This window comes from Mucilaginibacter rivuli (assembly GCF_019391655.1).
GTDB lineage: Bacteria > Bacteroidota > Bacteroidia > Sphingobacteriales > Sphingobacteriaceae > Mucilaginibacter > Mucilaginibacter rivuli.
On sequence record NZ_JAHXPQ010000001.1, the window covers coordinates 876,129 to 900,915 of the forward strand.

The 24,787-nt window shown below is 42.7% G+C and carries 22 protein-coding genes; 12 read left to right on the forward strand and 10 right to left on the reverse strand.

What is annotated here, in order from left to right; translation table 11 throughout:
- Window positions 1-36 precede the first annotated feature (36 nt).
- Window positions 37-1,578 carry an acyl-CoA carboxylase subunit beta gene (locus tag KXQ82_RS03920; RefSeq protein ID WP_219486827.1) on the reverse strand — a complete coding sequence of 514 codons (1,542 nt, stop codon included), beginning with the start codon at window positions 1,576-1,578 and terminating at the stop codon, window positions 37-39.
- Window positions 1,579-1,670: 92 nt separating this feature from the next.
- On the opposite strand from KXQ82_RS03920, the gene KXQ82_RS03925 reads away from it, so the two are divergent.
- Together KXQ82_RS03925 and can are read left to right on the forward strand one after the other, a co-directional pair.
- Window positions 1,671-2,414, forward strand: coding sequence for a YoaK family protein (locus KXQ82_RS03925; RefSeq protein ID WP_219486828.1), 744 nt, complete (start codon window positions 1,671-1,673; stop codon window positions 2,412-2,414).
- A 33-nt stretch (window positions 2,415-2,447) separates the two neighbouring features.
- The gene (can, locus tag KXQ82_RS03930) at window positions 2,448-3,092 is read left to right on the forward strand and encodes a carbonate dehydratase (RefSeq protein ID WP_219486829.1); all 645 of its coding nucleotides are present in this window, start codon (window positions 2,448-2,450) and stop codon (window positions 3,090-3,092) included.
- Window positions 3,093-3,241: 149 nt separating this feature from the next.
- Here can and pruA read toward each other — a convergent pair whose 3' ends face one another.
- Window positions 3,242-4,879, reverse strand: coding sequence for an L-glutamate gamma-semialdehyde dehydrogenase (pruA, locus tag KXQ82_RS03935; protein ID WP_219486830.1), 1,638 nt, complete (start codon window positions 4,877-4,879; stop codon window positions 3,242-3,244).
- A gap of 244 nt (window positions 4,880-5,123) precedes the next feature.
- On the opposite strand from pruA, the gene KXQ82_RS03940 reads away from it, so the two are divergent.
- From KXQ82_RS03940 to KXQ82_RS03965, 6 genes are all read left to right on the forward strand, one after another.
- Entirely contained in the window at window positions 5,124-5,465 is a 342-nt protein-coding gene (locus KXQ82_RS03940) for a hypothetical protein (protein ID WP_219486831.1), read from the forward strand.
- 119 nt (window positions 5,466-5,584) lie between these two features.
- Entirely contained in the window at window positions 5,585-7,792 is a 2,208-nt protein-coding gene (locus KXQ82_RS03945) for a SulP family inorganic anion transporter (protein WP_219486832.1), read from the forward strand.
- Window positions 7,793-7,845: 53 nt separating this feature from the next.
- A complete protein-coding gene (locus tag KXQ82_RS03950; protein WP_219486833.1) occupies window positions 7,846-8,616 on the forward strand; it encodes a DUF2490 domain-containing protein in 771 nt (256 codons plus the stop codon).
- A gap of 133 nt (window positions 8,617-8,749) precedes the next feature.
- The gene (gene lpxK / locus KXQ82_RS03955; RefSeq protein ID WP_219486834.1) at window positions 8,750-9,793 is read left to right on the forward strand and encodes a tetraacyldisaccharide 4'-kinase; all 1,044 of its coding nucleotides are present in this window, start codon (window positions 8,750-8,752) and stop codon (window positions 9,791-9,793) included.
- The gene (locus KXQ82_RS03960; RefSeq protein WP_219486835.1) at window positions 9,777-10,598 is read left to right on the forward strand and encodes a purine-nucleoside phosphorylase; all 822 of its coding nucleotides are present in this window, start codon (window positions 9,777-9,779) and stop codon (window positions 10,596-10,598) included. Before lpxK ends, KXQ82_RS03960 begins: the two co-directional genes overlap by 17 nt.
- The gene (locus KXQ82_RS03965; RefSeq protein ID WP_255563402.1) at window positions 10,588-12,678 is read left to right on the forward strand and encodes a putative porin; all 2,091 of its coding nucleotides are present in this window, start codon (window positions 10,588-10,590) and stop codon (window positions 12,676-12,678) included. The genes KXQ82_RS03960 and KXQ82_RS03965 overlap by 11 nt, the downstream gene beginning before the upstream one ends.
- A 143-nt stretch (window positions 12,679-12,821) precedes the next feature.
- Here the strand turns inward: KXQ82_RS03965 and KXQ82_RS03970 are convergent, their stop codons facing one another.
- Window positions 12,822-14,003, reverse strand: coding sequence for an asparagine synthetase B (locus KXQ82_RS03970; protein WP_219486836.1), 1,182 nt, complete (start codon window positions 14,001-14,003; stop codon window positions 12,822-12,824).
- Between KXQ82_RS03970 and KXQ82_RS03975 the strand changes: the two genes are divergently transcribed.
- The 3 genes from KXQ82_RS03975 (at window position 13,989) to KXQ82_RS03985 (ending at window position 15,360) form a co-directional block, all read left to right on the forward strand.
- The gene (locus KXQ82_RS03975; protein WP_219486837.1) at window positions 13,989-14,300 is read left to right on the forward strand and encodes a hypothetical protein; all 312 of its coding nucleotides are present in this window, start codon (window positions 13,989-13,991) and stop codon (window positions 14,298-14,300) included. The genes KXQ82_RS03970 and KXQ82_RS03975 overlap by 15 nt on opposite strands.
- A complete protein-coding gene (locus tag KXQ82_RS03980) occupies window positions 14,293-14,754 on the forward strand; it encodes a peptidylprolyl isomerase (protein ID WP_219486838.1) in 462 nt (153 codons plus the stop codon). Before KXQ82_RS03975 ends, KXQ82_RS03980 begins: the two co-directional genes overlap by 8 nt.
- 81 nt (window positions 14,755-14,835) lie before the next feature.
- The gene (locus KXQ82_RS03985) at window positions 14,836-15,360 is read left to right on the forward strand and encodes a DUF5606 family protein (RefSeq protein WP_219486839.1); all 525 of its coding nucleotides are present in this window, start codon (window positions 14,836-14,838) and stop codon (window positions 15,358-15,360) included.
- A 44-nt stretch (window positions 15,361-15,404) separates the two neighbouring features.
- On the opposite strand, the gene KXQ82_RS03990 is transcribed toward KXQ82_RS03985, so the two are convergent.
- Together KXQ82_RS03990 and rlmH are read right to left on the reverse strand one after the other, a co-directional pair.
- On the reverse strand, window positions 15,405-16,361 hold the full coding sequence (locus tag KXQ82_RS03990) for a cation diffusion facilitator family transporter (RefSeq protein WP_219486840.1): 957 nt from the start codon (window positions 16,359-16,361) through the stop codon (window positions 15,405-15,407).
- A 20-nt stretch (window positions 16,362-16,381) separates the two neighbouring features.
- Window positions 16,382-16,855 (reverse strand): 23S rRNA (pseudouridine(1915)-N(3))-methyltransferase RlmH, encoded by a 474-nt coding sequence (rlmH, locus tag KXQ82_RS03995; protein WP_219486841.1) that lies wholly within the window; start codon window positions 16,853-16,855, stop codon window positions 16,382-16,384.
- Between the two features lie 69 nt (window positions 16,856-16,924).
- On the opposite strand from rlmH, the gene KXQ82_RS04000 reads away from it, so the two are divergent.
- A complete protein-coding gene (locus KXQ82_RS04000; RefSeq protein ID WP_219486842.1) occupies window positions 16,925-18,742 on the forward strand; it encodes a MutS-related protein in 1,818 nt (605 codons plus the stop codon).
- On the opposite strand, the gene KXQ82_RS04005 is transcribed toward KXQ82_RS04000, so the two are convergent.
- The 5 genes from KXQ82_RS04005 to KXQ82_RS04025 all read right to left on the reverse strand — a co-directional run bounded on the left by KXQ82_RS04005 (window position 18,739) and on the right by KXQ82_RS04025 (window position 24,758).
- Window positions 18,739-21,288, reverse strand: a complete 2,550-nt coding sequence (locus KXQ82_RS04005) for a PKD domain-containing protein (RefSeq protein WP_219486843.1) — start codon at window positions 21,286-21,288, stop codon at window positions 18,739-18,741. The two genes, KXQ82_RS04000 and KXQ82_RS04005, sit on opposite strands and share 4 nt — an antisense overlap.
- Before the next feature lie 133 nt (window positions 21,289-21,421).
- Window positions 21,422-22,432, reverse strand: a complete 1,011-nt coding sequence (recA, locus tag KXQ82_RS04010; protein ID WP_219486844.1) for a recombinase RecA — start codon at window positions 22,430-22,432, stop codon at window positions 21,422-21,424.
- A 460-nt stretch (window positions 22,433-22,892) separates the two neighbouring features.
- The gene (gene nth, locus KXQ82_RS04015; RefSeq protein ID WP_219486845.1) at window positions 22,893-23,645 is read right to left on the reverse strand and encodes an endonuclease III; all 753 of its coding nucleotides are present in this window, start codon (window positions 23,643-23,645) and stop codon (window positions 22,893-22,895) included.
- Window positions 23,646-23,681: 36 nt separating this feature from the next.
- Complete coding sequence (locus tag KXQ82_RS04020) at window positions 23,682-23,888, reverse strand: hypothetical protein (protein WP_219486846.1); 207 nt, start codon at window positions 23,886-23,888, stop codon at window positions 23,682-23,684.
- Between the two features lie 285 nt (window positions 23,889-24,173).
- Complete coding sequence (locus KXQ82_RS04025; RefSeq protein ID WP_219486847.1) at window positions 24,174-24,758, reverse strand: RNA polymerase sigma factor; 585 nt, start codon at window positions 24,756-24,758, stop codon at window positions 24,174-24,176.
- Between the last annotated feature and the right edge of the window lie 29 nt (window positions 24,759-24,787).

The window sequence follows — 24,787 nt, forward strand, 5'->3', positions numbered from 1 at the left end:
TTCGCTTTAAGCTTTCTGCTTTGAGCTTTACGCTTGTTACAAAGGTATATTCCCGTGTTTTTTCCTCGGATTATTCACCACCTTATTCTCCAGCATTTTAAATGCTTTAATCAGTTTATCCCGTGTTTCCGATGGTTCAATCACTTCGTCAATAAAGCCACGCTCGGCGGCGCGGTAGGGGTTGGCAAATATATCGGCATATTGCTGCTCCATTTCTTTCCATTTGGCTTCCGGGTCGGCGGCAGAAGTTATCTCGCGTTTAAAGATGATCTCGGCAGCGCCTTTGGCACCCATTACAGCAATCTCTGCCGATGGCCAGGCGTAGTTCATATCGGCACCAATGTGTTTGGAGTTCATTACATCATAAGCGCCGCCATAAGCCTTGCGGGTGATCACGGTAATGCGCGGCACTGTAGCCTCGCTAAATGCGTACAATAGTTTTGCACCGTTGGTGATAATGGCGTTCCACTCCTGGTCGGTACCCGGAAGGAAACCCGGAACATCTTCAAATACCAATAGCGGTATATTAAAGCAATCGCAAAAGCGGATAAAACGCGCGCCCTTGGTTGATGAATGAATATCTAACACGCCTGCCAAAAACGCGGGCTGGTTGGCTACTATACCAATACTGCGGCCCGCTAATCGCGCGAAGCCAACTACTATGTTTTCGGCGAAATCTTTATGTACCTCTAAAAATGAGCCTTCGTCAATAACTTCGGCTATCACCTCGCGCATATCATAAGGTTGCGATACGTTTTCGGGAAGGATGCTGTTTAATGCTGCACGGCTTTCATCACCACCCTCGTAAGGCAGTGAAGGCGCTTTTTCTTCGCAGTTTTGTGGCATGTAACTCAAAAGCTTTTTAACATGGTTAATAGCCTCTATCTCATTCGCGCAAGCAAAATGCGTTACGCCCGATTTGGTAGCATGTGTCATGGCGCCGCCTAATTCCTCGGAAGTTACGATCTCGTGCGTTACCGTTTTTACCACATTAGGGCCGGTAACAAACATGTACGAAGTATTCTCCACCATCAAAATAAAATCGGTAATGGCAGGTGAATATACCGCGCCACCTGCGCAAGGGCCCATGATGGCCGATAGCTGCGGGATAACGCCCGAGGCCATGGTGTTCTTGTAAAATATATCAGCATATCCGCCAAGCGATACAACGCCTTCCTGGATACGCGCGCCACCTGAATCATTCAAACCAATAACTGGTGCGCCGTTCTTCATGGCCAAGTCCATTATCTTACATATCTTTTCGGCATGGGTTTCTGATAATGAGCCGCCAAACACTGTAAAATCCTGTGAGAATACGTAGACGATCTTACCATTAATAGTACCGTAACCTGTAACTACACCATCGCCGGGATATTTTTCTTTCTCCATTCCAAAATCGGTTGAGCGGTGCGATACCAGCATGCCTATCTCCTGGAAAGAACCTTCATCCAATAAAAAATGTAAGCGTTCGCGGGCGGTGAGTTTGCCCTTTTTGTGTTGACTATCAATACGTGCCTGGCCGCCACCCAACAGCGCCTCTTGTTTTTTCTGATTTAACAGGTCGAGCTTTTTATCCACTTCTCTTAGGTTTTATTAATGTTGTAGCCGTTAAAAATATGAATTATCTTTATCACTCTTTAATCTTACACAGATTTGGCTATATATTTCACATGCTAACCCAGGCTAAAGATAACCGAACACTAAAAGCAAACCTGATGCTGGCATCGTCTACAGCGATGGTTGCAGGCATTATTAATGTGGCCGGAGTTATCGCCTTTTTGGCATTTACTACTAATGTTACAGGGCATGTGGCTTTGCTTGCCCGCAAAGTGAGCGCGCAGGATGTTGAAGAAGTAGTAACCGTTTTTGTATGGCTGCTGATGTTTTTTGTAGGTGCCTTTGTATCGCATTTTTTAGTACGAAGCTTTGAGCGAAGGAGCCTTTACCTGGCACATGCAATGCCCATACTTACCGAAATGATTGTGTTGCTGCTTGTCGCGATTTATGGCAACCATTTTTTTGATGGTACTGATTTTGAACGTGAGGTGATCATTGGTGCTATGATGTTTTCGATGGGATTACAGAACAGTTTGGTATCAACCATTTCGGGCGGACTTATCAAATCATCGCATTTAACAGGTTTATTTACCGATGTAGGTGCCGATGTTGCCGAGTGGATACACCCGCGTACCGCTAAAACCGAAGCAGTAAAAAACAGGCTTTATGTACGGTTTACCATACTTGGCTTTTACTTTATAGGGGCTGTTGTTGGAGGTTACTTTTTTGAGCTGTTTAATTTTAAGGTATTTTATTTTATCCCCTTCATTTTAGTAACTATACTATTTTATGACATTTGGGATGCGGGCATTACCAATTTAGGTACTAAATTTACCGCCGCCAATAAGGATCAATAAGATAATTAAAACCATTTATTTATTTATTAAATTATGCCAAATACCACCCACATTACTTACGAAAGCCTGTTAGAGGGTAACAAAACATTTGTAGCGAAGACGCTTGACCTTGACCCGGAATATTTTGAGCAATTAGCCTTGGGGCAAACACCACCTGTATTATGGGTAGGTTGTGCCGATAGCCGCGTACCTGCTAACCAGATCACGAACACAAAACCGGGCGAAATATTTGTGCACCGCAACATTGCTAATGTAGTGGTGCATTCGGATATGAATTTGTTATCGGTGTTGGATTATGCCGTTAATGTGCTTGGTGTAAAACACGTTATTGTTTGCGGCCATTACGGTTGCGGTGGTGTTATTGCCGCTATGGGTAATAAAGAGAACGGTATTGTAGATAACTGGCTGCGCCACATTAAGGATGTTTACCGCCTGCATATGGCAGAGTTGGATGCCATTACTGATAACCAAAAACGTACCGATCGCCTTGTTGAACTGAACGTGATAGAGAATGTAAATAACCTGGCATCAACCACAATAGTGCAAAATGCCTGGAAAAACGGTAAGGAACTGAGCGTACACGGTTGGGTTTACAGATTGAGCACAGGCTTTATCAGCGACCTGAAAGTGAGCATGAAAGATAATACGAAGTTAGAAGAGGTGTTTAGATTGAAGTAACTCTAAATATCTCTTCTCTGCGACTCTCTGTGTAAACCTCAGAGAACTCTGTGGTTAATTTTACCGCAGAGGTAACAGAGATGAAAACGCAGAATTTACAGAGAAAAGAAAAAGAGCGATGGATTATCAAACCCATCGCTCTTTTTCTTTTATACCTCTTTATCCAAAAATGGATACCAATAACTTTTTGGCGGATCAAAGGCTTCTTTGATCGTTCGTGGCGATACCCAGCGCAGCAGGTTGATCATAGAGCCTGCTTTATCATTGGTCCCAGAGCCACGCGCCCCACCAAATGGTTGCTGGCCTACTACGGCACCTGTGGGTTTATCATTTACATAGAAGTTACCTGCAGCGTTGCGTAAGGCGTAGGTAGCTTTTGCGATGGCGTAACGGTCTTGCGAGATGATGCATCCCGTTAAGGCGTAGATGGATGTTTTATCGATGATGCTTAACACCTCGTCAAAATCTTTATCATCATAAATATAAACAGTTAATACCGGGCCGAAGAGTTCTTCGCACATCGTAACATAGTATGGGTCCTTCACCACAATAACAGTAGGCTCAATAAACCAGCCTTTGCTCTTGTCGTAATTACCACCGGCAATGATCTCTGCATCTTTATCTTTTTTAGCATTATCAATGTATTTAGCCAGTTTATCAAAAGAGCGCTCATCAATAACCGCGTTAATAAAGTTTTCAAAATCCTCAGTCGGGCCCATTTTCAGGGTAGCCAGGTCACGCGTGAACTTTTCCTTAATAGCAGGCCAAAGTGATTTTGGCAAATAAGCGCGCGATGCTGCCGAACATTTTTGTCCCTGGTACTCAAATGCGCCACGCACCAGGGCGGTAGTTACCACATCAACATTAGCGCTTGGGTGAGCAAGCACAAAATCTTTACCACCGGTTTCGCCTACAATGCGCGGATAGGTTTTAAATTTATGAATATTAGTGCCGATGGTTTTCCAGATGTTTTGGAAAACGGCGGTCGATCCTGTAAAGTGGATCCCCGCAAAATCAGGGTGACTGAATATGATATCGCCCGCCATTGGCCCGTCAACCGTTATCATGTTGATCACGCCGTCGGGTAAACCGGCTTCTTTAAATAATTGCATAATTACGTTGGCGGCGTAAAGCTGTGTGGGGGCGGGTTTCCAAACCACAACATTCCCCATCATCGCTGCCGAAGCAGGCAGGTTTCCCGCGATAGCGGTAAAGTTGAATGGTGTAATGGCAAATACAAAACCTTCTAAAGGGCGCTGCTCCACACGGTTCCAAACGCCTTTTGGCGATACGGGTGGTTGTTGTGCATATATTTCCTGCAGGTAACTTACATTAAAACGCAGGAAATCGATGAACTCGCAAGCTGCATCAATTTCGGCCTGGTAAGCATTCTTTGATTGGCCAAGCATAGTAGCCGCGTTCATTTTATAACGGTATGGCCCCGATAGCAGTTCGGCAGCCTTTAAAAATATAGCGGCGCGTTGCTCCCAGGGTAAGTTTTCCCAATCGGCTTTGGCAGCAAGCGCTGCATCAATGGCGGCGTGAACATGGCTGGCATCACCTTCGTGGTAGGTAGCTAACAAATGCTGATGGTCGTGTGGTGGGCGGACTTCGCCGGTTTTACCTGTGCGAACTTCCTTTGAACCAATATACATTGGTATGTCGATCACTTTTGAGCGGCCCTCGGCAAGCGCGGCTTTCAGGGCGGCACGTTCTGCACTGCGCGGCCCATAATTTAATACCGGCTCATTTACCGGGGTAGGTACGTTAAAAGATCCTTTTAGCATAATCAGTTATAATGTTAATGCAAAGATAAGAAATTGTAGATGTGCAAATGAGTAAATGTGCATATGTGCAAATGATATGATTTTGGAAGAATGTTGGGATAAACTTTCGATAAAGAATAATCGTATGTATGTCAGGTAACAGTAAATCGAATAAAAAAAGTTTCATTTTTTGATTTTAATGGCTATTTTCGCAACAATGCGGTTTAAAAGAACGATAGTAATATGCTTCCTGGTCATTTTTACAATGGCTAAAGTAGTTCCTGCGTTCCCGTTTGTAAAACAATTGCCGCAAATTACCCAAAACCTGTTCCATAATTTTTCGATGATATACAGTGGTGGCGAACCTGTTGGTTTGTTAGCTGATACAAACCCTGCCGAAACTGAAACATCGGATACTAAGGACACTGAAAAGGATGTTGAGAAAGAGGCAGATAAATCTTTTAAAGAAGAATGTAAAATGCTTCCGCATGAGAGCATGATCTCTGCTATTTTCAATACCGATGCCAACCGCACTTTATTCCACCTATATGTGTTCGGGAAAACCCGGAACCACGTTGACGAGATCTTCCGACCACCACTCGTTTAATTGAATCCTATAAATTTCTAATTTTTTCAGCCGGGCAAACCCTGTGCTGTAGTGATGTTTTTGTACCGCTTTTTCGCGTGTACCAAACATGATCTTAAACTATTTATAATTCAATTACAATGAGTAATTTATCATTCAAAAATACATTCAAGCAGGATATTTCTGCGGGTTTGGTAGTCTTTTTAGTGGCATTGCCGCTATGTTTGGGTATAGCGCTGGCAAGTGGCGCACCCCTGTTATCGGGTATTATTACCGGTATTGTTGGCGGTTTAATTGTTGGCGCGGTTAGCGGTTCGCAATTAGCGGTTAGCGGCCCGGCGGCGGGTTTAACAACCATTGTTGCTACCGCAATCATCAGCTTACACTCTTACGAGGCATTTTTAGTAGCCGTAGTTTTAGCGGGTATCCTGCAAATTATCCTCGGCTTGGTAAAAGCAGGTAAAATAGGCCTTTACTTTCCTTCCAACGTTATTAAAGGGATGCTGGCTGCCATTGGTATCATTCTTATTCTGAAGCAAATTCCGCATGCTTTTGGCTATGATGCTGATGCTGAAGGCGATTTCGCTTTTCTACAGGCCGATAACTCTAATACTTTTACCGAGATCAACAACTTATTAGGTAAGCTTAATTTTGGCGCTATTGCCATCTTCGCTATATCAATGGCTATTTTATTGGCATGGGATACACCACTGTTTAAAAAGATCAAAGCAATACCGGGTGGCTTGGTAGTAGTCATTGTGGGTGCGTTAACAGCTATATTCCTGCAATCAACAACAGGATTATTTCACTTACGTACCAATAGTTTTGTACAGATACCTGTGTTGGGCAGCATTGGCGATTTTGCTACCATTTTAAAATTCCCTGATTTTAGCCAGATAACCAATCCGCAGATCATTACTGTTGCCATTACCATTGCATTAGTGGCCAGTTTAGAAACGTTGTTAAGTATAGAAGCGGTTGATAAACTTGACCCGTTAAAACGCTCAACACCCCTAAATCGTGAATTATTGGCACAAGGTATTGGTAATACCCTGGCTGGTTTAGTTGGTGGTTTACCTTTAACGGCTGTAATTGTACGTGGTGCAACTAACGTTAACTCTGGTGCAAAAACCAAACTATCTACCATATTTCATGGTTCGTTGCTGTTGGTGACTGTATTGGCTATACCTGCTGTACTCAACAAAATACCATTGGCCAGTTTAGCCGCCATTTTAATTATGGTAGGATATAAGCTAACCAAACTGCAATTGTTTAAAGATATGTATAAGGCAGGGTGGAACCAGTTTACCCCATTTATAGCAACTGTAGTAGCCATTATTTTAACCGATCTGTTAAAAGGTGTTATGATAGGTATGGGTGTAAGCATTGTATTTATTTTGGTGAATGCCACTAAAGATTTGATCTACTCAACCGAGAAAAGTACAGCTAGCGGCAAAATGCAGCAGTTGGTATTGTCTGAGCAGGTAACGTTTTTAAATAAGGCCCACCTGAACGAGTTTTTCAATAAAGTTAAATCTGGCGAAAGTGTTTGGGTTGATGCATCGCAAACAAAATACATTGAGCAGGATTGCTTAGAGATATTGCAGGACTTTAAGAGCCGCTCTGTAGTGGAAGGCATCAATTGCACCATAACAGGCCTAAAAGATCACTATACATTTTTGGAGGCACGTGTTGAGGCAGTAGAGCAGCACGAACACGCTCATGACCATCAGCATTATAATGACCTGTTTGCCAATAACCGCAGGTGGATAGCTGAAAAGCTGCATTTGGATAGTAATTATTTTGCCAACCTGAGCAAGGGCCAGTCGCCGCCGTATTTAATTATCGGGTGTTCTGACAGCCGTGCGCCAATGGAAGTAATAACCGGTGCACAGCCCGGGGAAATATTCAGCCATCGTAACATTGCTAACCAGGTGATACCAAGCGATATCAATTTAATGTCGGTAGTACAATATGCGGTTGAAGCATTAAAAGTACGTCACATTGTAGTGTGTGGCCATTATGGTTGCGGGGGTGTAAAAGCCGCGGTAGCCGGTGGTACTAATGGCAACCTTGACCAATGGTTGAGCCACATTCGCGATGTTAACCGTAACCATAAAGAAGAGCTTGAGCAAATAGATGACGCCGAGATGCGCCACCGCCGTTTGGTTGAACTTAACGTAGAGGAGCAGGTATTCCAGCTACGCACCACCGCTATTGTGCAGAACGCGCTAAAGAACGGGCAGGTACTCAATTTATATGGTTGGGTATACGATCTGAGCGATGGTATGCTGCATGATCTGCGCATTGAAGAATCGGATAAATATCCTTCATTATTAATTAGTTAATCTCCGTAATTGTTAATGCAGCCGGGTTTAACAGCCCGGCTTTACCAAAGTATATGTTACTAAAAAAGAATATATGGGGTTTGTGCGGGGTAATGATATTGCTGTTCATAGCGGTAAGCCCGGGTCATGCGCAATCTACCCGTATCAATACTGATAATTTACATACCTGGATAGTTTATAACGGCCAGCATTTAATTACCGACAAGTTTGGCCTGCATGCCGAGATACAGGTACGAAGGAATAATGGCTTAAGTAACTGGCAGCAATTATTGCTAAGGCCGGGGTTGTTTTATAAGGTGAATAAAAATGTGCTGGCAACAGCCGGGTATTGTTTTGTTGAAACGTATCCTTACGGCGATATACCGAGTGCGAAAACTGCTTTCCCCGAACACCGGATATGGGAACAAGTTCAATTGACGCAACAAACCGGTAGTGTTGATATTACGAACCGGTTTAGATTAGAGCAGCGCTTTATTGGCGATGCATCCGCAGGTACTTTTACTAACGTGCGTTACGAAAACCGCGCCAGGTATATGTTTAAGGCCAATATCCCCCTGGGGAAAGCTTCGCCTTTTTATTTGCCGGTTTATGATGAGATTTTTATCGCGTTTGGTAAAAATGTAAAATATAATACGTTCGATCAGAACAGGCTGGGTTTGGGGCTTGGGTATAACGTGGGTAAAAAAACAAAGTTAGAGGTAGGTTACATGTATCAATATGTACAGCAACGTAACCTTACGGCGGCTTTTAGCCAGGTTGTCGAAAATAATCATACCATAGCCATAAATGTATTTTCATCGCTGCCCTTTAAAAGGGGTGGGTGAAATGTTTGTTTGTTTTCAGTAGTAGGTTAGCCGGGTATGGGAGTGCCTGGCGTAGTATGGTCGGATATGGGAGTGTCCGGCCATTACTATTTATAGCTATTGCATGCGGGGTTTTGTATCTTTGCAGCCTGATATGATAAAATACCTGCGTTTATTATTATTACCCTTTTCGTGGTTATATGGCCTGGCCATTATGATACGTAACTGGTGCTATGATAAAGGCATATTCCCCAGCCGCAGCTTTGATATGCCCATCATATCGGTAGGTAACCTTGATGTTGGCGGCGCAGGCAAAAGCCCCATGACGGAGTACCTTATCAATTTATTTAAAAACGGACGTAAACTGGCTACCCTGAGCCGTGGTTACGGGCGCATTACCAAGGGATACCTTGAAGCAGAAACAGATTCTACAGATGTTGAAGTAGGGGACGAGCCTGCCCAATTCAAACAAAAATTTCCGGATATTACCGTTGCTGTTTGCGAAAAACGCGTGGATGGTATAAAACGGTTGCGGCACGAACACAACCTCATTATACTGGATGATGCTTTCCAACACCGTGCCCTTGAGCCGGGTTTAAGTATTTTGCTGTTTGATTTTAGCCGTGTATACCAGCCTCGTTTTTTATTGCCAGCCGGTAATTTACGCGAGCCCTTTAGCGGCTATAAACGGGCTGATATTATTGTGGTTACTAAATGCCCACCAGCATTAAATGAGCAACATCAGCAACAGATACAAAAAAGGATAGCCCCCCTTAAATACCAGCAGTTATTTTTTACAAAAATAGCGTACGCTGCTTTGCAGGATATAGCAGGCAACACGGTTGGCCATGAAATTACAAAAGACGCCGAAGTTTTTTTACTGACAGGTATTGCTAACCCTGTCCCATTACTTAAGCATCTCCAAAATGGTGCTAAAGCAGTAATACATCATAATTATCCCGATCATCACCGGTTTACCTTAAAAAATATTGCTAAACTTGCCGATGAGTTTGATGCCTGCACCGCACAAAAAAAATTGATTATAACAACAGAAAAGGATGCGCAGCGTTTACGTGAACAGGTATTGCTGCCAACGGTAGAAAAATTAAATATTTTGGTGTTGCCCATAGCTGTTAAATTTTTAGACCGGCAGCAACAATTTGACGAAATAGTAAAAGATTATGTTAGAAAATATTGAACGTACCACGGCTTACATTAAAAGCCGCATAGGAGATTTTACTCCCGAAATTGGAATTATACTGGGAACAGGTTTGGGTGGTTTGGTTACCGAGATAGAGATAGAAAAACAGATGATGTATTCCAATATCCCCGATTTTCCAATATCAACACTGGAGTTCCATTCGGGTAAACTGATATTTGGGAAACTTGCCGGCAAAAATGTAGTTGCCATGCAGGGCCGCTTACATTATTACGAGGGATATAACATGCAGCAGATCACTTTCCCGGTAAGGGTAATGAAAATGCTGGGTATTAAAACCTTGTTCGTATCAAATGCCAGCGGTGCCCTCAACTCCGACTTTAAAAAGGGCGACCTGATGATCATTGAAGATCATATCAACCTGCAGCCCGATAACCCATTGGTTGGAACAAATAATAGCGATCTTGGTCCGCGTTTTCCGGATATGAGCGAACCTTACAAACATTCACTGATACAAAAAGGATTAAAAATAGCGGCGGATAATAATATTACCTGCCACCAGGGTGTGTATGTATCGGTTACAGGGCCAAACCTTGAAACCCGTGCCGAATACAAGTATTTACGTATTATTGGTGGTGATGCTGTTGGCATGAGTACCGTACCCGAAGTAATTGTAGCCAACCACATGGGCCTGCCTGTTTTTGCCATATCGGTATTAACAGACGAGGGTTTCCCCGATACGCTAAAACCGGTATCTGTTGAAGAAATTCTGGCTGTTGCCACCGCTGCAGAGCCAAAGCTTACGCTGATATTAAAAGAACTGATCAATCAAATTGATAACTAATAGTTTTAAATACTTTTTTATAGCACTGTTGTGCCTTTGCGGGCCGGCTGTTTTTGCACAATACGGCACGCAACAAGTAAGCGGTACCGGGCAGGCAGAACGTAACCGCATGCGCGATACTGCTACAGCAACCCGCAAGGTGCTTACTGACGATCAGCAGCTTGATTCGTTACGTAAATATGAGGAGCATAAACGCGACTCGGTGATATTTACGGCTAAGTTTATTAAAGTAACCAACGAACGTTTACTAAACGATAGTACACAGGTATTCCCTTTGGATACAGGCCTGACCAATTTTGAGAATTACAGCCAGCTATACCAGCCACGCAGCCCCAAAATAAGTATAGGCAATTTGGGCTTAGCCCAGCGCGATCTGTTGTTTGAACCGAGCAGAAGAATAGGCTTTGATATCGGGCAACATACGCTCGATGCTTACTTGCTGCATCCGCAGGATATACAGTATTACCGTGCGCGTGTGCCGGTTACCAGCTTGTATTTTATAAGCTCATTTGGTAGTTTGGCGGAACAGGTATTTCGGATAACACATACACAAAACATTAAACCAAACTGGAATATTGGCGCTAACTTTAACCGCATAGGCTCGGTAGGCACTTACGCAAGGCAACATGCCGATCATTTAGGCGCCGCGATTTTTTCGTGGTACGAATCGCCAAGCAAGCGTTATAATTTATTGGCGAATATGTTTTTTAATAACCTGAAGGCTCCCGAGAGCGGCGCTATAATTGATGAAGGTATTTTTACAACTTCGGCATCTACAGCATTAGGCGGGCGTATAAACCTGCCCGTACGGTTAAACGCCAGCCGCAGTAATGTGCGCGATAACGGCCTGTACGTAAAACAATTTTACTACCTGGGCCGGGTTGACAGCAATAAGGTAGATTCGACATCTAAAATATTGCCTACCCAGCGCATAGCATACACTTTTTTCTACAACATAACCAAGTATAAGTTTTTGCAGGACGAGAAGGATGCTAATCAAGTTTTCGCGGATACTTATTTTGATCAGGGCGTATCGCGCGATACGCTTGCAATGTATCATTTTCAGAATGAGTTATCGTACAGCTTTTACCTGAGGAGCAAATCGGTAAGCTTTGTAAAAAATGAATTGAAACTTGACCTCGGTATTAAACACGATCATTACAGCTACTCACAATATGTGCGCGACACCTCTGCAGTAACAGGTGTGCCGCAACTGGATAAAAAGCAGGATAACGGTTTTTCTGACATTACGCTAAAGGCAAAGCTGGGTTACCGTTTTAGCGACCGTATGGGCCTTGATGCCGATTTTCAGCAAATTACACTGGGGCACGATGCTGGGGATTACCTGTACGAAGCAAAACTTAATTTATCGGCAGGGGATAAGATAGGTAAGATCATCCTCGGCGCATATACGCAAAACAGTACGCCTGCATTAGTATATACGCGTTGGGTATCAAACCATTTTATATTTAATAACAGCTTTAGCAATGTAAAAACAACAAACTTGTCGTTTAGCTATATTAATGATAAGCTGCATTTTGATGTTAAGGCCGAATATTTCCTTATTGACAATTACCTGTATTTTGAGGCGCAGCCAAACGGCATTGATGCGCACCCGGTACAATTAAGCGCGCCTGTAAACCTGATAAAAGTTAGTGTAGGGAAAGATTTTATATTTGGCCGCTGGCACTTTGAAAACTTTGGTGTTTACCAAAAAACAGATTACCAGCAAACGCTGCGCACTCCGGAGTTTTATTTGTATAGCAGCCTATCCTACCATCGTTTGTTTTTTGGCGTGTTAAATAGTGCCATAGGCGCCAATGTAAGGTACAATACACCATACACAGCACCATCATACGCGGTAGGTTTAGGCGAATTTTATAACGGACCCGCTGCAAAATTCTCATCTTACCCGGTAGGGTCTGTATTTGTAAAATCAACATTGAAACGCACTAATATTTTTATTCAATACGATTATGTGAACCAGGGCTGGTTTACCGAAGGATATTATACCGTTAACCGCTACCCAATGCCCGATGCGACCATAAAGTTTGGAGTGAATTGGTTCTTTTATAATTAGCCCCCCAGCCCCCTAAAGGGGGAGAATTACAGCGCAGGACAACTTTGCGTGCAGAGGGGTAGCCCCATATGGCATACATATGTGTCTATTTTGAAGCGATAAAACTTTAGGACTATTTCCTCCCCCTTTAGGGGGCCGGGGGGCTAAGTTTTCTGCTTTTTCTTTTTGGCTGCCGGGAACAATACGTTATTCAATATCAGCCTGTAGCCTGGCGAGTTGGGATGCAGACTCAGGTCGGTGGGAGGGTCGTTCACCTGGTGCTGGTAATCCTCCGGGTCGTGGCCACCATAAAATGTCCACTGGCCCTTACCGTATTCGCCATGTATGTAGCGGGCTTCGTTCTGGGTTTTCATTTCGCCCATAATGGTAACTCCGGGTTTGATGAGGCTTTCGCGAAAAGCGGTGGTTAATCCTATAAAACCTTTAATCACCTTATCGTGATTTTGGGTGAGCATGCTGGGCACTACATCCCATTTTGCTGAAAAATCAAACAAGGTAAAAAAATCATGAGCACGGTCTACCTGCCTGGTCTGGTTAACATCAATATTGCTGAACTGGTGCGACATTGGGTTTGCATCCAGCGTGAAATTCTGGAAGGCGAATGTTTGTGTAAAATCGAGCTTATCCTGCGCGTTAGGGTCGGCGGCATCGCCATCAAACATGCTTTCGCAAATATCTGTATTGGATGCCGATAGCGCGATATCAAAAGTATCCGTGCCCGAGCACATGGCAAACAAAAAGCCGCCCCCCGCGCAAAATTCGCGGATATGTTGTGCTACGGCCAGTTTCATTTGTGATACCTTTTTGAAGCCAAGTTTATGTGCCATAACCTCCTGGTTCTGCACATCCTCAACATACCAGTTGGCAAATCGAAAGCCTGCGTAAAACTTACTGTATTGCCCCGTAAAATCTTCATGGTGTAAGTGCAGCCAGTCGTATTTGGGCAGTTCGCCTTTTATTACTTCCTCATCATATAAAACATCATAAGGTATCTCGGCATATTTTAAAACCATGGTAACGGCATCATCCCATGGGAGTTTACTTTTGGGAGAATACACCGCCATTTTAGGGGCTTTTTCCAGTTTTACCACATCCATATTTACCGATGGGTCGGTCACCTCCATTATGATGGCATTTACCTTGGCATCGGGTATAACCTCGTAGCTTACGCCGCGTATCTTACATTCATCTTCAAAAGCTTTATTGTATTTCATTAAAAAGCTGCCGCCCCGGTAATTGAGCAGCCAGTTAACCTCTTCGTTTTTAGCCAGCACCCAAAACGCGATACCGTATGATTTGAGGTGATCTTTTTGCTGATCATCCATTGGAATAAGTATGGATACCGCTTTAGAGCCAAGAGCGGAAAGCAGAAAGCAGAAAACGATAAAGATTTTGCGATACATCATTTGCTCAAAAATAACGAAAATAAGGGAATGGTATTGCAGATATTATGCAGCTCAATTGTTTTAGATAGTCAATATTGGAGATCAGTAATAATGTTTGACAGGAATAAAGCCGAAATCGGACACCCGGAATCCGAAATGAAAAGACCCATGACCGAACTTTTAGCTTCCCGCTTTTTTATTAACTTTGCCGCTCAGAATTTTAAAGGAAATGACTAAAGCGATAATCAAAACTGAAAAAGGCGACATGACCGTATCATTTTACGAGCAGGACGCGCCTAAAGCCGTTGCTAACTTTTTAAAGTTGGCTAAAGAAGGCTTTTATAATGGTGTAACTTTTCACCGTGTTATACCTAATTTTATGGTGCAAACAGGTTGCCCTAATTCAAAATCGCCCGAAACGATGCACCGCGCAGGTACCGGTGGCCCGGGTTATCATATTGATTGCGAGTTAACAGGCGAAAATCAATACCACGACCGTGGTGTATTATCAATGGCGCATGCAGGCCGTAATACAGGTGGATCGCAGTTTTTTATATGCCACAGCCGTGCCAATACTGCTCATTTGGACCGTAACCACACTGTTTTTGGTAAGGTTATTGAGAATGTTGACATTGTTGACAGCATTCGCCAGGGCGATAAGATCACCAGCATTGAAGTTATAGAAGATTAAATAGCATGGCGCAAAGCGCATAGAGCAAGGCATTAAAAGCCGTCACGCTCTGCGCTTTGCTCTATGCGCTACGCGCATAAAATGAATTTACAAGGAATAGTATCAGTATCGGGCAAACCGGGTTTGTGGAAGGCATTGGCTCAAAATAAAACAGGCTTTATTTTGGAGAGTCTCGATGAAAAGAAGACCAAGCTTGTAGCCAACCTATCTACCGCTAAATTAGCGGCGTTGGATGAGATCACGATATTTGGTTATGAGGATGATATTAAGCTAACCGATGTTTTGGCTAAGATGAAGGCTGCTTCATCAATACCTGATACAAAGGCTGACGGAAACAAGTTGCGCCAGTTTTTCAGGGAAGTAGCATCTGACCATGATGAAGAAAAGGTTTATGCTTCGGATATGAAAAAGATCATATCATGGTTCAACATACTAAAAGAATTGCCTTTGTTTAACGAGGCACCTGCTAAAGCAGCACCTGTTGTTGAAGAAGCAGCTGTTGCTGAGCCTGAACCGGCAAAGCCTGCAGCTAAAAAGGCAAAAGAAACCGCGCCTGCGGCTGAGCCAAAGGCTGCCAAAGCTCCTAAAAAGAAAAAGGCTGAATAATTTCAGCCTTTTTCTCATTTCTCTCTATATCTAATATAATTATTTTAGCATGCCGCCTGTCCGCATTTTTCAGTGCTGAACTCAGGCTCAAAGGTGCTGTGGGTAATTTCGAGGTGTTCAAGGCGGTGGCGCAGATCGTGCTTTATCTTGTCAAACTCGGGCAAGCAGTCTTCGCTGATCACCAAATGAGCGGTCAGCGCATTTTCGGTAGTGCTTAATGCCCAAACATGCATGTGGTGAACATCCATAACGCCCTTTGCTTTGAGTAGCTCGGCTTTGATATTTTCGAGGTTCATTTCTTTGGGGACACCATCGAGTGATAATCGAAGGCTATCTTTTAGCAAATTCCAGGTGCCTAATAAGATCACGATACCTATGATAAGGCTCACCACGCTGTCTATCCAATACAGATGAGTAAAGTAAATGATAACACCCGATATAACAACACCCAGTGAAACAATGGCATCAACAGCCATGTGCAGGTAAGCGCCTTTAACATTGAGATCTTTATCTTTACTCTTATCGCCACGGGTAAACAGCCAGGCAGTAAACGCATTAACGCCAATGCCAACAAAAGCCACCCATGCGATGGTTGCACCTTCTATACTTTGCGGGTGCATAAAACGTACTATAGCTTCATATACAATAACGGCGATGCCGGCTATCAGAATAAAGGCATTGAGCAGCGATACGATAATGGTGGATCTTTTGTAACCGTAGGTGTATTGCTTATTTGATCGTACTTTGGATAGTTTGAAAGCCAGTAATGCTAAGGCAAGCGCGGCAACATCACTCAGGTTATGCCCTGCATCAGTAAGGAGCGAGAGCGACCCGGTAATTAAGCCCGTGATCACTTCGATGATGACGAAAGCTGAATTTAAGATAATGCCAATTACAAAGGCGCTGTTGATATGATCGATCTTAGGTGTATGATCGTGGTGGTGACCAAAGCCGTGGCTATGATCATGATTGTGCGCATGGCTATGATTGTGACCTGACATGCCGTAAAGATAGGTATTTGTTATTGATGATGATAAGGTTCGCCTTTTAAAATGGTAAAGGCACGGTAAACCTGTTCGGCAAAAAACAGCCTCACCATCTGGTGCGAAAAGGTCATCCGCGAAAGTGAAAGTTTCTCGTTGGCACGCTGGTAAATGCTGTCGTCAAAGCCATAAGGGCCACCTATGATGAATACCAGGTTCTGTACCGATGCGATCATCTTTTTGTTGAGCATATCGGCAAATTTTTGCGATGATAACTCAATACCGTTTTCGTCAAGCAAAACTACATGGTCGGTACTGTTGAGGGTTTTGAAGAGCAATTCAGCTTCTTTTGCTTTTTGCTGGTCCTGGCTCAGGGCTTTGGTGTTTTTAAGTTCGGGTAGCTCAGTTATCTCAAATTTAATATAATGTTTAAGCCGCTTCAGGTACTTTTCGATGCCTTCTTTCAGATAAGCATCTTCGGTTTTACCAATGGTGAGCAGCGTGATCTTCATAACAACAAAAGAACGAATATTTGAGGATAAGCGGCTAATTTCGCTTTAATTTGTTGTAAGAACTATAGTATGTATCAGGATATCATTAACGATTATAATAACAGGGCTGCAGCGGCACAAGCTGAAGCTGACAAATACAACAGGCTCATTAATACCTATTCATTCATCAGGCTGGGCATCTTTATTTTGCTGGTACTTGGTATTGTGTTTTCTGTTAAACAGGAGAGTTATTTGCCTGCCTTCGTTTCTATAATAGTATTCGGCGGTGCTTTTGTTTGGCTTGTAAAACGGCAAAGCTGGTTTGACAGCCAACGCACCTATTTTAAAAACCTGAAAATGGTTAATGACAATGAAGTTGGCAGTATAAACAACCACTCTAATATTTATCCGGATGGCGGCAGTTTCGCATCAGAGAAGCATTACTACACATCAGATCTTGACATATTTGGCCAGGCATCGCTATTTCAATTGGTAAACCGTGCGGCAACTGTACCCGGTAATGATAAGCTGGGCGAATGGCTGAGCTCGCCATCCCAAAAGGAAGCCATCTTATCACGACAACAAGCTGTTGAGGAATTGGCCGGTAAAAAAAACTGGAAAATGGATTTCCAGGCATCTACATGGTTTTCCCGTAAGGAAGATAAAAAGCAGGTAGAGCAATTATTTAACTTCCTGAAAGTATCACTCGATTTTCCGGGTGAAAAATGGCTGACCACGTATTGTAAGATTGCTCCTGTATTATTGATAGGTAGCATAATTGCTGGTGTTTACCTGCCTGTATTACAGGATGTGGCTGTAGTGATAGGCTTGGTTAACCTCGGTCTTGTATTTTCAAAAGCAGCATATATCCGTAAAACAGATGTTGTTGCAGGTAAAATAGGTAATGTACTTGGCTTGTATGCCGATGTGTTTGCTAAGATCGAAAAAGAGCAATGGCAGTCGGTTTACCTTAAAGAACTTGCCGGAAAGATCAATAACCAAACTAATGGCAGTACATCACAACAAATCAAAGAACTATCCATCCTGATCAATAAATTGAATTATCATCTCAATATTATTGTTGGTGTATTGCTCAATCTTTTCCTTTTGTGGGATATCCGTCAGGTTATCGCCATTGAAAACTGGAAAAAGAATAACGAAGCCAAACTGGAAGATGCCTTTGATGTGGTTGCCGAATTTGAAGCTGTACTAAGCCTTGCGGGCCTTAGCATCAATTACCCTGAATGGTGTTTCCCCGAAATTGCAGATGGTAAGGGATATACGCTAACGGCAAAAGCTATTGCTCACCCGCTTATCAACAGCAATGCGCGGGTAGAGAATGATTATGAGCTGAACGATGCTTTGAAGATCGACATTATTACCGGTTCTAATATGGCCGGTAAAAGTACATTCCTGCGTACATTGGGTATTAATACTGTTCTGGCATTGGCCGGAGCGCCTGTTTGCGCTGCAACAATGAAGGTATCGGTTATTACCATCATCAGCTATATGCGCATCAAAGATTCGCTTAATGAAAGTACCTCGACATTTAAAGCTGAACTGGACAGGCTGCAGCTTTTGCTCCATGCAGTTGAGCATGATGATAAGGTATTCTTTTTGATAGATGAGATGTTGCGTGGTACAAACTCGGTTGATAAATACCGCGGCTCAAAAGCGGTGATAGAACAATTGATAAAAAAACAGGGTGTTGGCCTTGTTGCCACGCACGACCTGCAAATAGCGCTGCTGGAGGAGAAATATCCGGGCTATATCCGTAATTTTTATTTCGATATACAGGTTAAAGGCGGCGAAATGCTTTTTGATTATAAGATCAAACACGGTGAGTGTAAAACCTTTAATGCATCATTATTGCTTAAACAAATAGGTATTGATGTAGATGCGGACTAACGCAGTACCGTTATTGAGCCCGATTCCTTCAACTTGTCATCGTTAAACGTAACCAGGTCTATCACGTAATAGTATGCGCCTACAGGTACCGGCGAACCGCCATATGTGCCTTTCCAATAGTCTGTAAGTACAGTACTGTCATACAGTTTAACACCATAGCGGTTAAATATCTGCATGTGGAAGGTTTTAATGGCGATCATCTTTATCCTGAAATCATCATTTATACCATCATTGTTGGGGGTAAATGTGTTGGGTATAAAAATGATGACTTTATACCTCAGCAAGATCTTTCCTTTTGATACAGCGTTATTACAAGTATTTTGGTTAGTTGCTGTAAGGGTAACTGTATAATCACCTTTAGCTGTATAAAAATGAACCGGGTTAACATCAGTTGAGGTTGTTCCATCGCCAAAATCCCATATATAGCTATCAGCATTTGTTGATGTGTTGGTAAAGCTTACCCCATCAGGAAAATAAACCGTTGATGGTATGGCAACATTAGCGGTAAATGAAGCTACCGAAACAGGAATAATATCCGTTGAATTTACCAGGATGGTGGCAGCATCGCTTGAGCAAAGCCCAAGTGTTACAACCAGTGTATATGTGCCGGCTGCTGCCGTAGTTGCCAATATTTTGGGAGAAACTTTTGTTGATGTGAAGTTATTGGGCCCGCTCCAGGCATAAGTTGTACCCGCGGCTTGTGCAGGTATGCTGAGTGTTATCGAATCGCCGATGCAATACAGGGGTTTATCTTTACTGATAACCGGCGTTGCGGGCTTCATTGGGTTAGTAAGTGTTTTAGATAAAATGGTTATACAACCCTGGCTGCCCGTGGCGGTTAATGTTACCGTTTTTACACCGTAAGTACTATAAGTTACATTTACTGTATTGGCATTTATAACAGTTGGTGTATTGGCATCCGCGCCATAATCCCATTGCAACGATGTATAATCTGTAGAGTTATTTACTATGGTAAAACTTTGTTGGGGTGTACACAAATTATTGGCCGTTATTGTAAAATCATCCACAGGTTTGGTGCCTATACTTACAATAGCGATGGAAGCGGTATCACTCGCGCAGCCAAATTGCGTTACCTGTAAAACGTATTTCCCTGCTTGGTTATAAGCTGTTAAGGGTATGCTAACTGTTGATGCTGTACTTGTGAAATTATTGGGCCCGGTCCATAAATAGGTATAGTTAAGTTGGGCCGGCGTACTAAGTATCATGGTATCGCGCAGGCAATACTCTTTTTTAACGCTGGTAATAACAGGCTTGGGTGGCGTTACCCCAACGGTAAAGGTAGTATCGGCAACAATAATACAACCCTGGGCACCTGTTGCTTCTAATACTGCTGTTTTTTGCCCCGGTGTTGAGTAGGTTACAAAAAACGGCCCGTTGCCTGTTGCTGTTGCCGGGGTAGCATTTTCACCAAATGTCCATTGTAGTTTGGCATAGTTAACAGATTTGTTCTCGAAAGTAAATATCTGACCCGAAGTGCAGGGTATACCGCCAGTAACTTTGAATGCCGATGTTGGGCCGACAAACTCGCCCGTGCCACCAAAATCAAGGGTGACACCATTGTTCCCATTTGAAAAGTTGTTGATAAGTAAAGCATATACGTGCCCCTGTATCATATCAACAGGTGCGTCAAAACCGGTAAAATTGATATTGCACCCTGCCGGTTCTGATACTTGTGTTTCACCTGTGCGCAGGCCTGTTTTATAATAATTAGGCATTGGCGATATACAGTCAACCCCACGGCTTGCATCACAACGTATAGCATTTGCTGCGGTTACATTTGCCGCACTCCCGGTTGGCCCCAGGTCGTATAATACCCAATCAATATCATCAGCAACAGGGGCGGTTACTGTTGGTGTAATGGTAAATGTTAATGTGCCGTTATTAGCCGCCGTCCATTTGTACCAGGCCGTATTAGCTTCTATTGAGCCACCGTTTACGCTATAATCCAAACATGTACCGGCCGATTCCCTGTTGTTTGCACCGGCCCCGCTAACACCTGTTTGCGTAAAGCTTTCTTTACTGCATAGTATTGATGCTGTTGTGTAATCTTGTCCTACTTGTAAAATAGGGTTGTAATTGTTTACACATAGTTTGAATGTGCCGGTACTGCTATTGTGAGCGCCAAAAACCCTGAAGTAGTAAGTTTGTCCAATGGTTAATCCTCCTTTATAATAAGTGGTTACAATTCCCCCGTTAGCGGGCGATCCTTTAATATCCGAATAAGTACTTACGCCATCATAAGTATATAAAGTAACATCGGGAAAAGCTAAAGGAGTTGGCCCGCTTGCCGTTACTGTGATACTGATATCAAAGGCTACTGCGGTGAATTTAAACCAAACATCGTTATTAGTGTCATTTGTAAAAAAAGGTGTTGCCTTAACACTGGTATATTCACCATCATTAGAGCAATACGATTTTACGATAGGGAGCAATGTCGCATTTGTTGGTGCATCATTAACAGGCGCTTGCGCGAATGCTGCACACGATAGAAATAGCGATAAAAAGAATAGGTAGAGTATCTTCAAAGCTCAATAAACCGTTGATATAACCACTTTAACGCAAAAAGCTTAAAGATATGTTTAACAAATTAATTTATGGGCTAAAAATACTAAAGCCCGCTATCAATACAGCGGGCTTTGTAAATTGGTTGCCTTCAAATTAAACTTTCTCTTCCAGCTTATCGCCGGTTACGGTTTCTTTTATCCGGCCTTCTAATTCTTCCATCAGTTCAGGGTTATCCAGTATCAACTGCTTCACCGCATCGCGGCCCTGGCCCAGGCGGGTATCGCCATAGCTAAACCATGAACCTGCTTTTTTGATGATATCGTACTCAACACCCAGGTCAATGATCTCGCCGGCTTTTGATATACCCTCGCCAAACATAATGTCGAACTCGGCTATACGGAATGGCGGTGCCACTTTGTTTTTCACGATCTTTACCTTCACACGGTTACCCGATACTTCGTCGGTATCTTTTATCTGCGATATCCTGCGGATATCCAAACGTACCGAAGCATAAAATTTTAAAGCGTTACCACCGGTAGTGGTTTCAGGGTTACCAAACATTACACCTATCTTTTCGCGTAACTGGTTAATGAAGATACAGCAACATCCTGTTTTGCTTATGGTGCCGGTTAGCTTACGCAGGGCTTGCGACATTAAACGTGCCTGTAAGCCCATCTTAGAATCGCCCATTTCACCTTCTATCTCGCTTTTAGGTACCAAAGCTGCAACCGAGTCGATCACGATAATATCAATAGCGCCCGAACGGATCAGGTTATCGGCAATTTCTAAGGCTTGCTCACCATTATCAGGTTGCGATATCAGCAGGTTCTCTACATCAACGCCTAATTTTTTAGCGTAGTATTTATCAAAAGCATGCTCCGCATCAATAAAGGCTGCAATGCCGCCTTTTTTCTGGCACTCGGCAATGGCATGGATGGCCAAAGTGGTTTTACCTGATGACTCCGGACCGTAAACCTCTATCACACGGCCTTTTGGCAAACCGCCAACACCTAAAGCGATATCAAGGCCTAATGAACCTGTCGAAATTACTTCTATCGGCTCAATGGCGGTATCACCAAGTTTCATAATGGTACCTTTTCCGTATGATTTTTCAAGCTTATCTAAAGTAAGCTGTAATGCTTTTAATTTTTCTACGCTGCTCATGTTCTAATTGTATGAAACAAAATTACTAATATTATTGGTATTTACTAATATTTTTGGTAAAATATTTTTTGGTTGTTTTTGTGATGCTAAAAAGGAGGTGTTTTATATTTATTGATTTAAAATATTTAATCAATAAATCAATCAATCCTTGAAAGTGCACTTGGGTAAATATGGGTATTATCACAATAACTTTTTTGGTCATTTATCAACATTGAAGTAGTGAGCAGGGCTTCAATCTTAAAAAGAACGTAAAACAGGTGATTTTGCCACCATGTCATGGCGAGCAAAGCGTGGCCATCACTAAGAAAGGTAATAAATTATAAATGTCGCAACCTGCCATATTTCAAAAATCAGGTAAAAACATGTGTTTTTTCAAAAAACAAAATCAACGTAATCTTACTAATCAAAGCTAATCAGCGGTCACACAAATATACGAAATTTAGGCCTTAAACGTCAACAACTACGTCACACTCCTCTTCTTTAACTCCTTGCTTATCACATCAAGCTTACGTTTCTTTTTCGCTAATTCCGCCTTTTTTTGCTCAGCTGCTTCGGCTTTTAACAGGTAGGCTTCGGTGTGCGTTTGCTCATAATACTTGCAAAACCAGGTGAGCGGGCATATCTCGCATTTAGGGCTGCGTGCCACGCAAATATAACGGCCATGCAGTATCAGCCAATGATGGGCTATGGCTAAAGTTTCTTGCGGCAGGTATTTTACTAACTGCTTTTCAACTGCCAGCGGTGTAGTGGCTTTAGTAGTAAGGCCAATCCTGTTCGATACCCTGAATACATGCGTATCCACCGCGATAGCTGGTGCATCATAAACTACCGATGCGATAACATTAGCGGTTTTACGGCCCACGCCCGGCATTTTCTGCAACTGGTCAATTTCGCTGGGTACTACGCCGCCAAAATCGCTCACTAACATTTTAGCCATCCCAACTAAGTGTTTGGCTTTATTGTTAGGATAGCTTACGCTGCGGATATAAGTAAACACCTCGTCGGGTGTGGATTCGGCTAAAGATTCGGGCGTAGGGTAACGCTGAAAAAGTGCGGGCGTAATTTGATTAATGCGCTTATCGGTACATTGTGCCGACAGGATAACCGCTATAAGCAACTCAAACGGATTGCCATAATGCAACTCGGTAACAGCTTCAGGCTGATGTTTTGAAAAATAATCAACAAAATGCTGGTAACGCTCTCTTTTTAGCATTCGCAAATATAATAACAGCGGCGTTTTTGGCCGCTATTATTTTACTGAATTGAAATTTTCAGAATAATTGAGAATGTTTTGCAGCGTTTGCGCCTTTGGTTGGCATTGAATTGAATCAAGTTTGCCGGTTAACGAATTATAGAATGATAATTCGTCATCTCCCAGGTGTTCATTGTGGTTGTGACGTTCCATTTCTATACCATTACTGGTGATTGGTGATTGTTTTGTAAATGTTTCTATCATAAGCTCAGTTTTATACAAAGTAAAACGATAGCTGTGATAAATTATTTTACCAAATCATCTTTTTTTCATCTTTTTTTCATCTTCATTCATTATATGGGTTCGAAGAAATGAAAAAGTGCGTTTTTGAGGAGAAAATCAACATTATGCAAACGCATAAATTTCATGTTAGGTATGCTAACATGAAATTAATTTCATTTTTGTTACCCTGTAAAACAAAAATGCCGAATACTAAATGAAAACTCATTCAATATTCAGCACCTAAAAGCTGTAGTGTATCCGGGTTATTTACCCTTTCAAACTCATTTCTTTACTCTGCATCATTTTGCGCAGGTTATTTAACGCGTAGCGCATACGGCCCAGCGCGGTGTTAATGCTCACATCTGTAATATCGGCTATTTCTTTAAAGCTCAGATCGCCGTAGTGGCGCATAATCAATACTTCCTTTTGCTCAGATGGTAAAAGGTGTATCAGCGTTTTCAGGTCGCGGTGTGTTTGCTCGCGTACCAAGCGGTCTTCGGTGCTTTCATCATAACGGCCCAATACTTCAAAAATATCAAAGTCATCGCCGTTATTAATAACTGGTGTGCGCTTTTCTTTTCTAAAATGGTCTATCACCAAATTATGCGCTATGCGGATAACCCAGGGCAAAAACTTACCCTCCTCATTATAGCGGCCTGCTTTTAAGGTATGAATAACTTTGATAAAGGCATCCTGAAAAATGTCTTCAGCAAGGTCGCTATCCTTAACTAATAAATAAATGGATGTGTAAATTTTCCCCTGGTAACGGCGGATGAGTTCGGCTAAGCCTTTTTCATCACCCCCGATATATAGATGGATCAGCTCCTGGTCACTTTTCGTTTGAAAATCCATAGTACTACAACTTTCTTTGTTTAATGATA

Excerpts from the sequence above, each read along its gene's own strand:
- KXQ82_RS03925 (WP_219486828.1), top strand. The coding sequence starts at position 1,671 with ATGCTAACCCAGGCTAAAGATAACCGAACACTAAAAGCAAACCTGATG.
- can (WP_219486829.1), top strand. The coding sequence starts at position 2,448 with ATGCCAAATACCACCCACATTACTTACGAAAGCCTGTTAGAGGGTAAC.
- pruA (WP_219486830.1), bottom strand. The coding sequence starts at position 4,879 with ATGCTAAAAGGATCTTTTAACGTACCTACCCCGGTAAATGAGCCGGTA.
- KXQ82_RS03940 (WP_219486831.1), top strand. The coding sequence starts at position 5,124 with ATGGCTAAAGTAGTTCCTGCGTTCCCGTTTGTAAAACAATTGCCGCAA.
- KXQ82_RS03945 (WP_219486832.1), top strand. The coding sequence starts at position 5,585 with ATGAGTAATTTATCATTCAAAAATACATTCAAGCAGGATATTTCTGCG.
- KXQ82_RS03950 (WP_219486833.1), top strand. The coding sequence starts at position 7,846 with ATGTTACTAAAAAAGAATATATGGGGTTTGTGCGGGGTAATGATATTG.
- lpxK (WP_219486834.1), top strand. The coding sequence starts at position 8,750 with ATGATAAAATACCTGCGTTTATTATTATTACCCTTTTCGTGGTTATAT.
- KXQ82_RS03960 (WP_219486835.1), top strand. The coding sequence starts at position 9,777 with ATGTTAGAAAATATTGAACGTACCACGGCTTACATTAAAAGCCGCATA.
- KXQ82_RS03970 (WP_219486836.1), bottom strand. The coding sequence starts at position 14,003 with ATGGATGATCAGCAAAAAGATCACCTCAAATCATACGGTATCGCGTTT.
- KXQ82_RS03980 (WP_219486838.1), top strand. The coding sequence starts at position 14,293 with ATGACTAAAGCGATAATCAAAACTGAAAAAGGCGACATGACCGTATCA.
- KXQ82_RS03985 (WP_219486839.1), top strand. The coding sequence starts at position 14,836 with ATGAATTTACAAGGAATAGTATCAGTATCGGGCAAACCGGGTTTGTGG.
- KXQ82_RS03990 (WP_219486840.1), bottom strand. The coding sequence starts at position 16,361 with ATGTCAGGTCACAATCATAGCCATGCGCACAATCATGATCATAGCCAC.
- rlmH (WP_219486841.1), bottom strand. The coding sequence starts at position 16,855 with ATGAAGATCACGCTGCTCACCATTGGTAAAACCGAAGATGCTTATCTG.
- KXQ82_RS04000 (WP_219486842.1), top strand. The coding sequence starts at position 16,925 with ATGTATCAGGATATCATTAACGATTATAATAACAGGGCTGCAGCGGCA.
- recA (WP_219486844.1), bottom strand. The coding sequence starts at position 22,432 with ATGAGCAGCGTAGAAAAATTAAAAGCATTACAGCTTACTTTAGATAAG.
- nth (WP_219486845.1), bottom strand. The coding sequence starts at position 23,645 with ATGCTAAAAAGAGAGCGTTACCAGCATTTTGTTGATTATTTTTCAAAA.
- KXQ82_RS04020 (WP_219486846.1), bottom strand. The coding sequence starts at position 23,888 with ATGATAGAAACATTTACAAAACAATCACCAATCACCAGTAATGGTATA.
- KXQ82_RS04025 (WP_219486847.1), bottom strand. The coding sequence starts at position 24,758 with ATGGATTTTCAAACGAAAAGTGACCAGGAGCTGATCCATCTATATATC.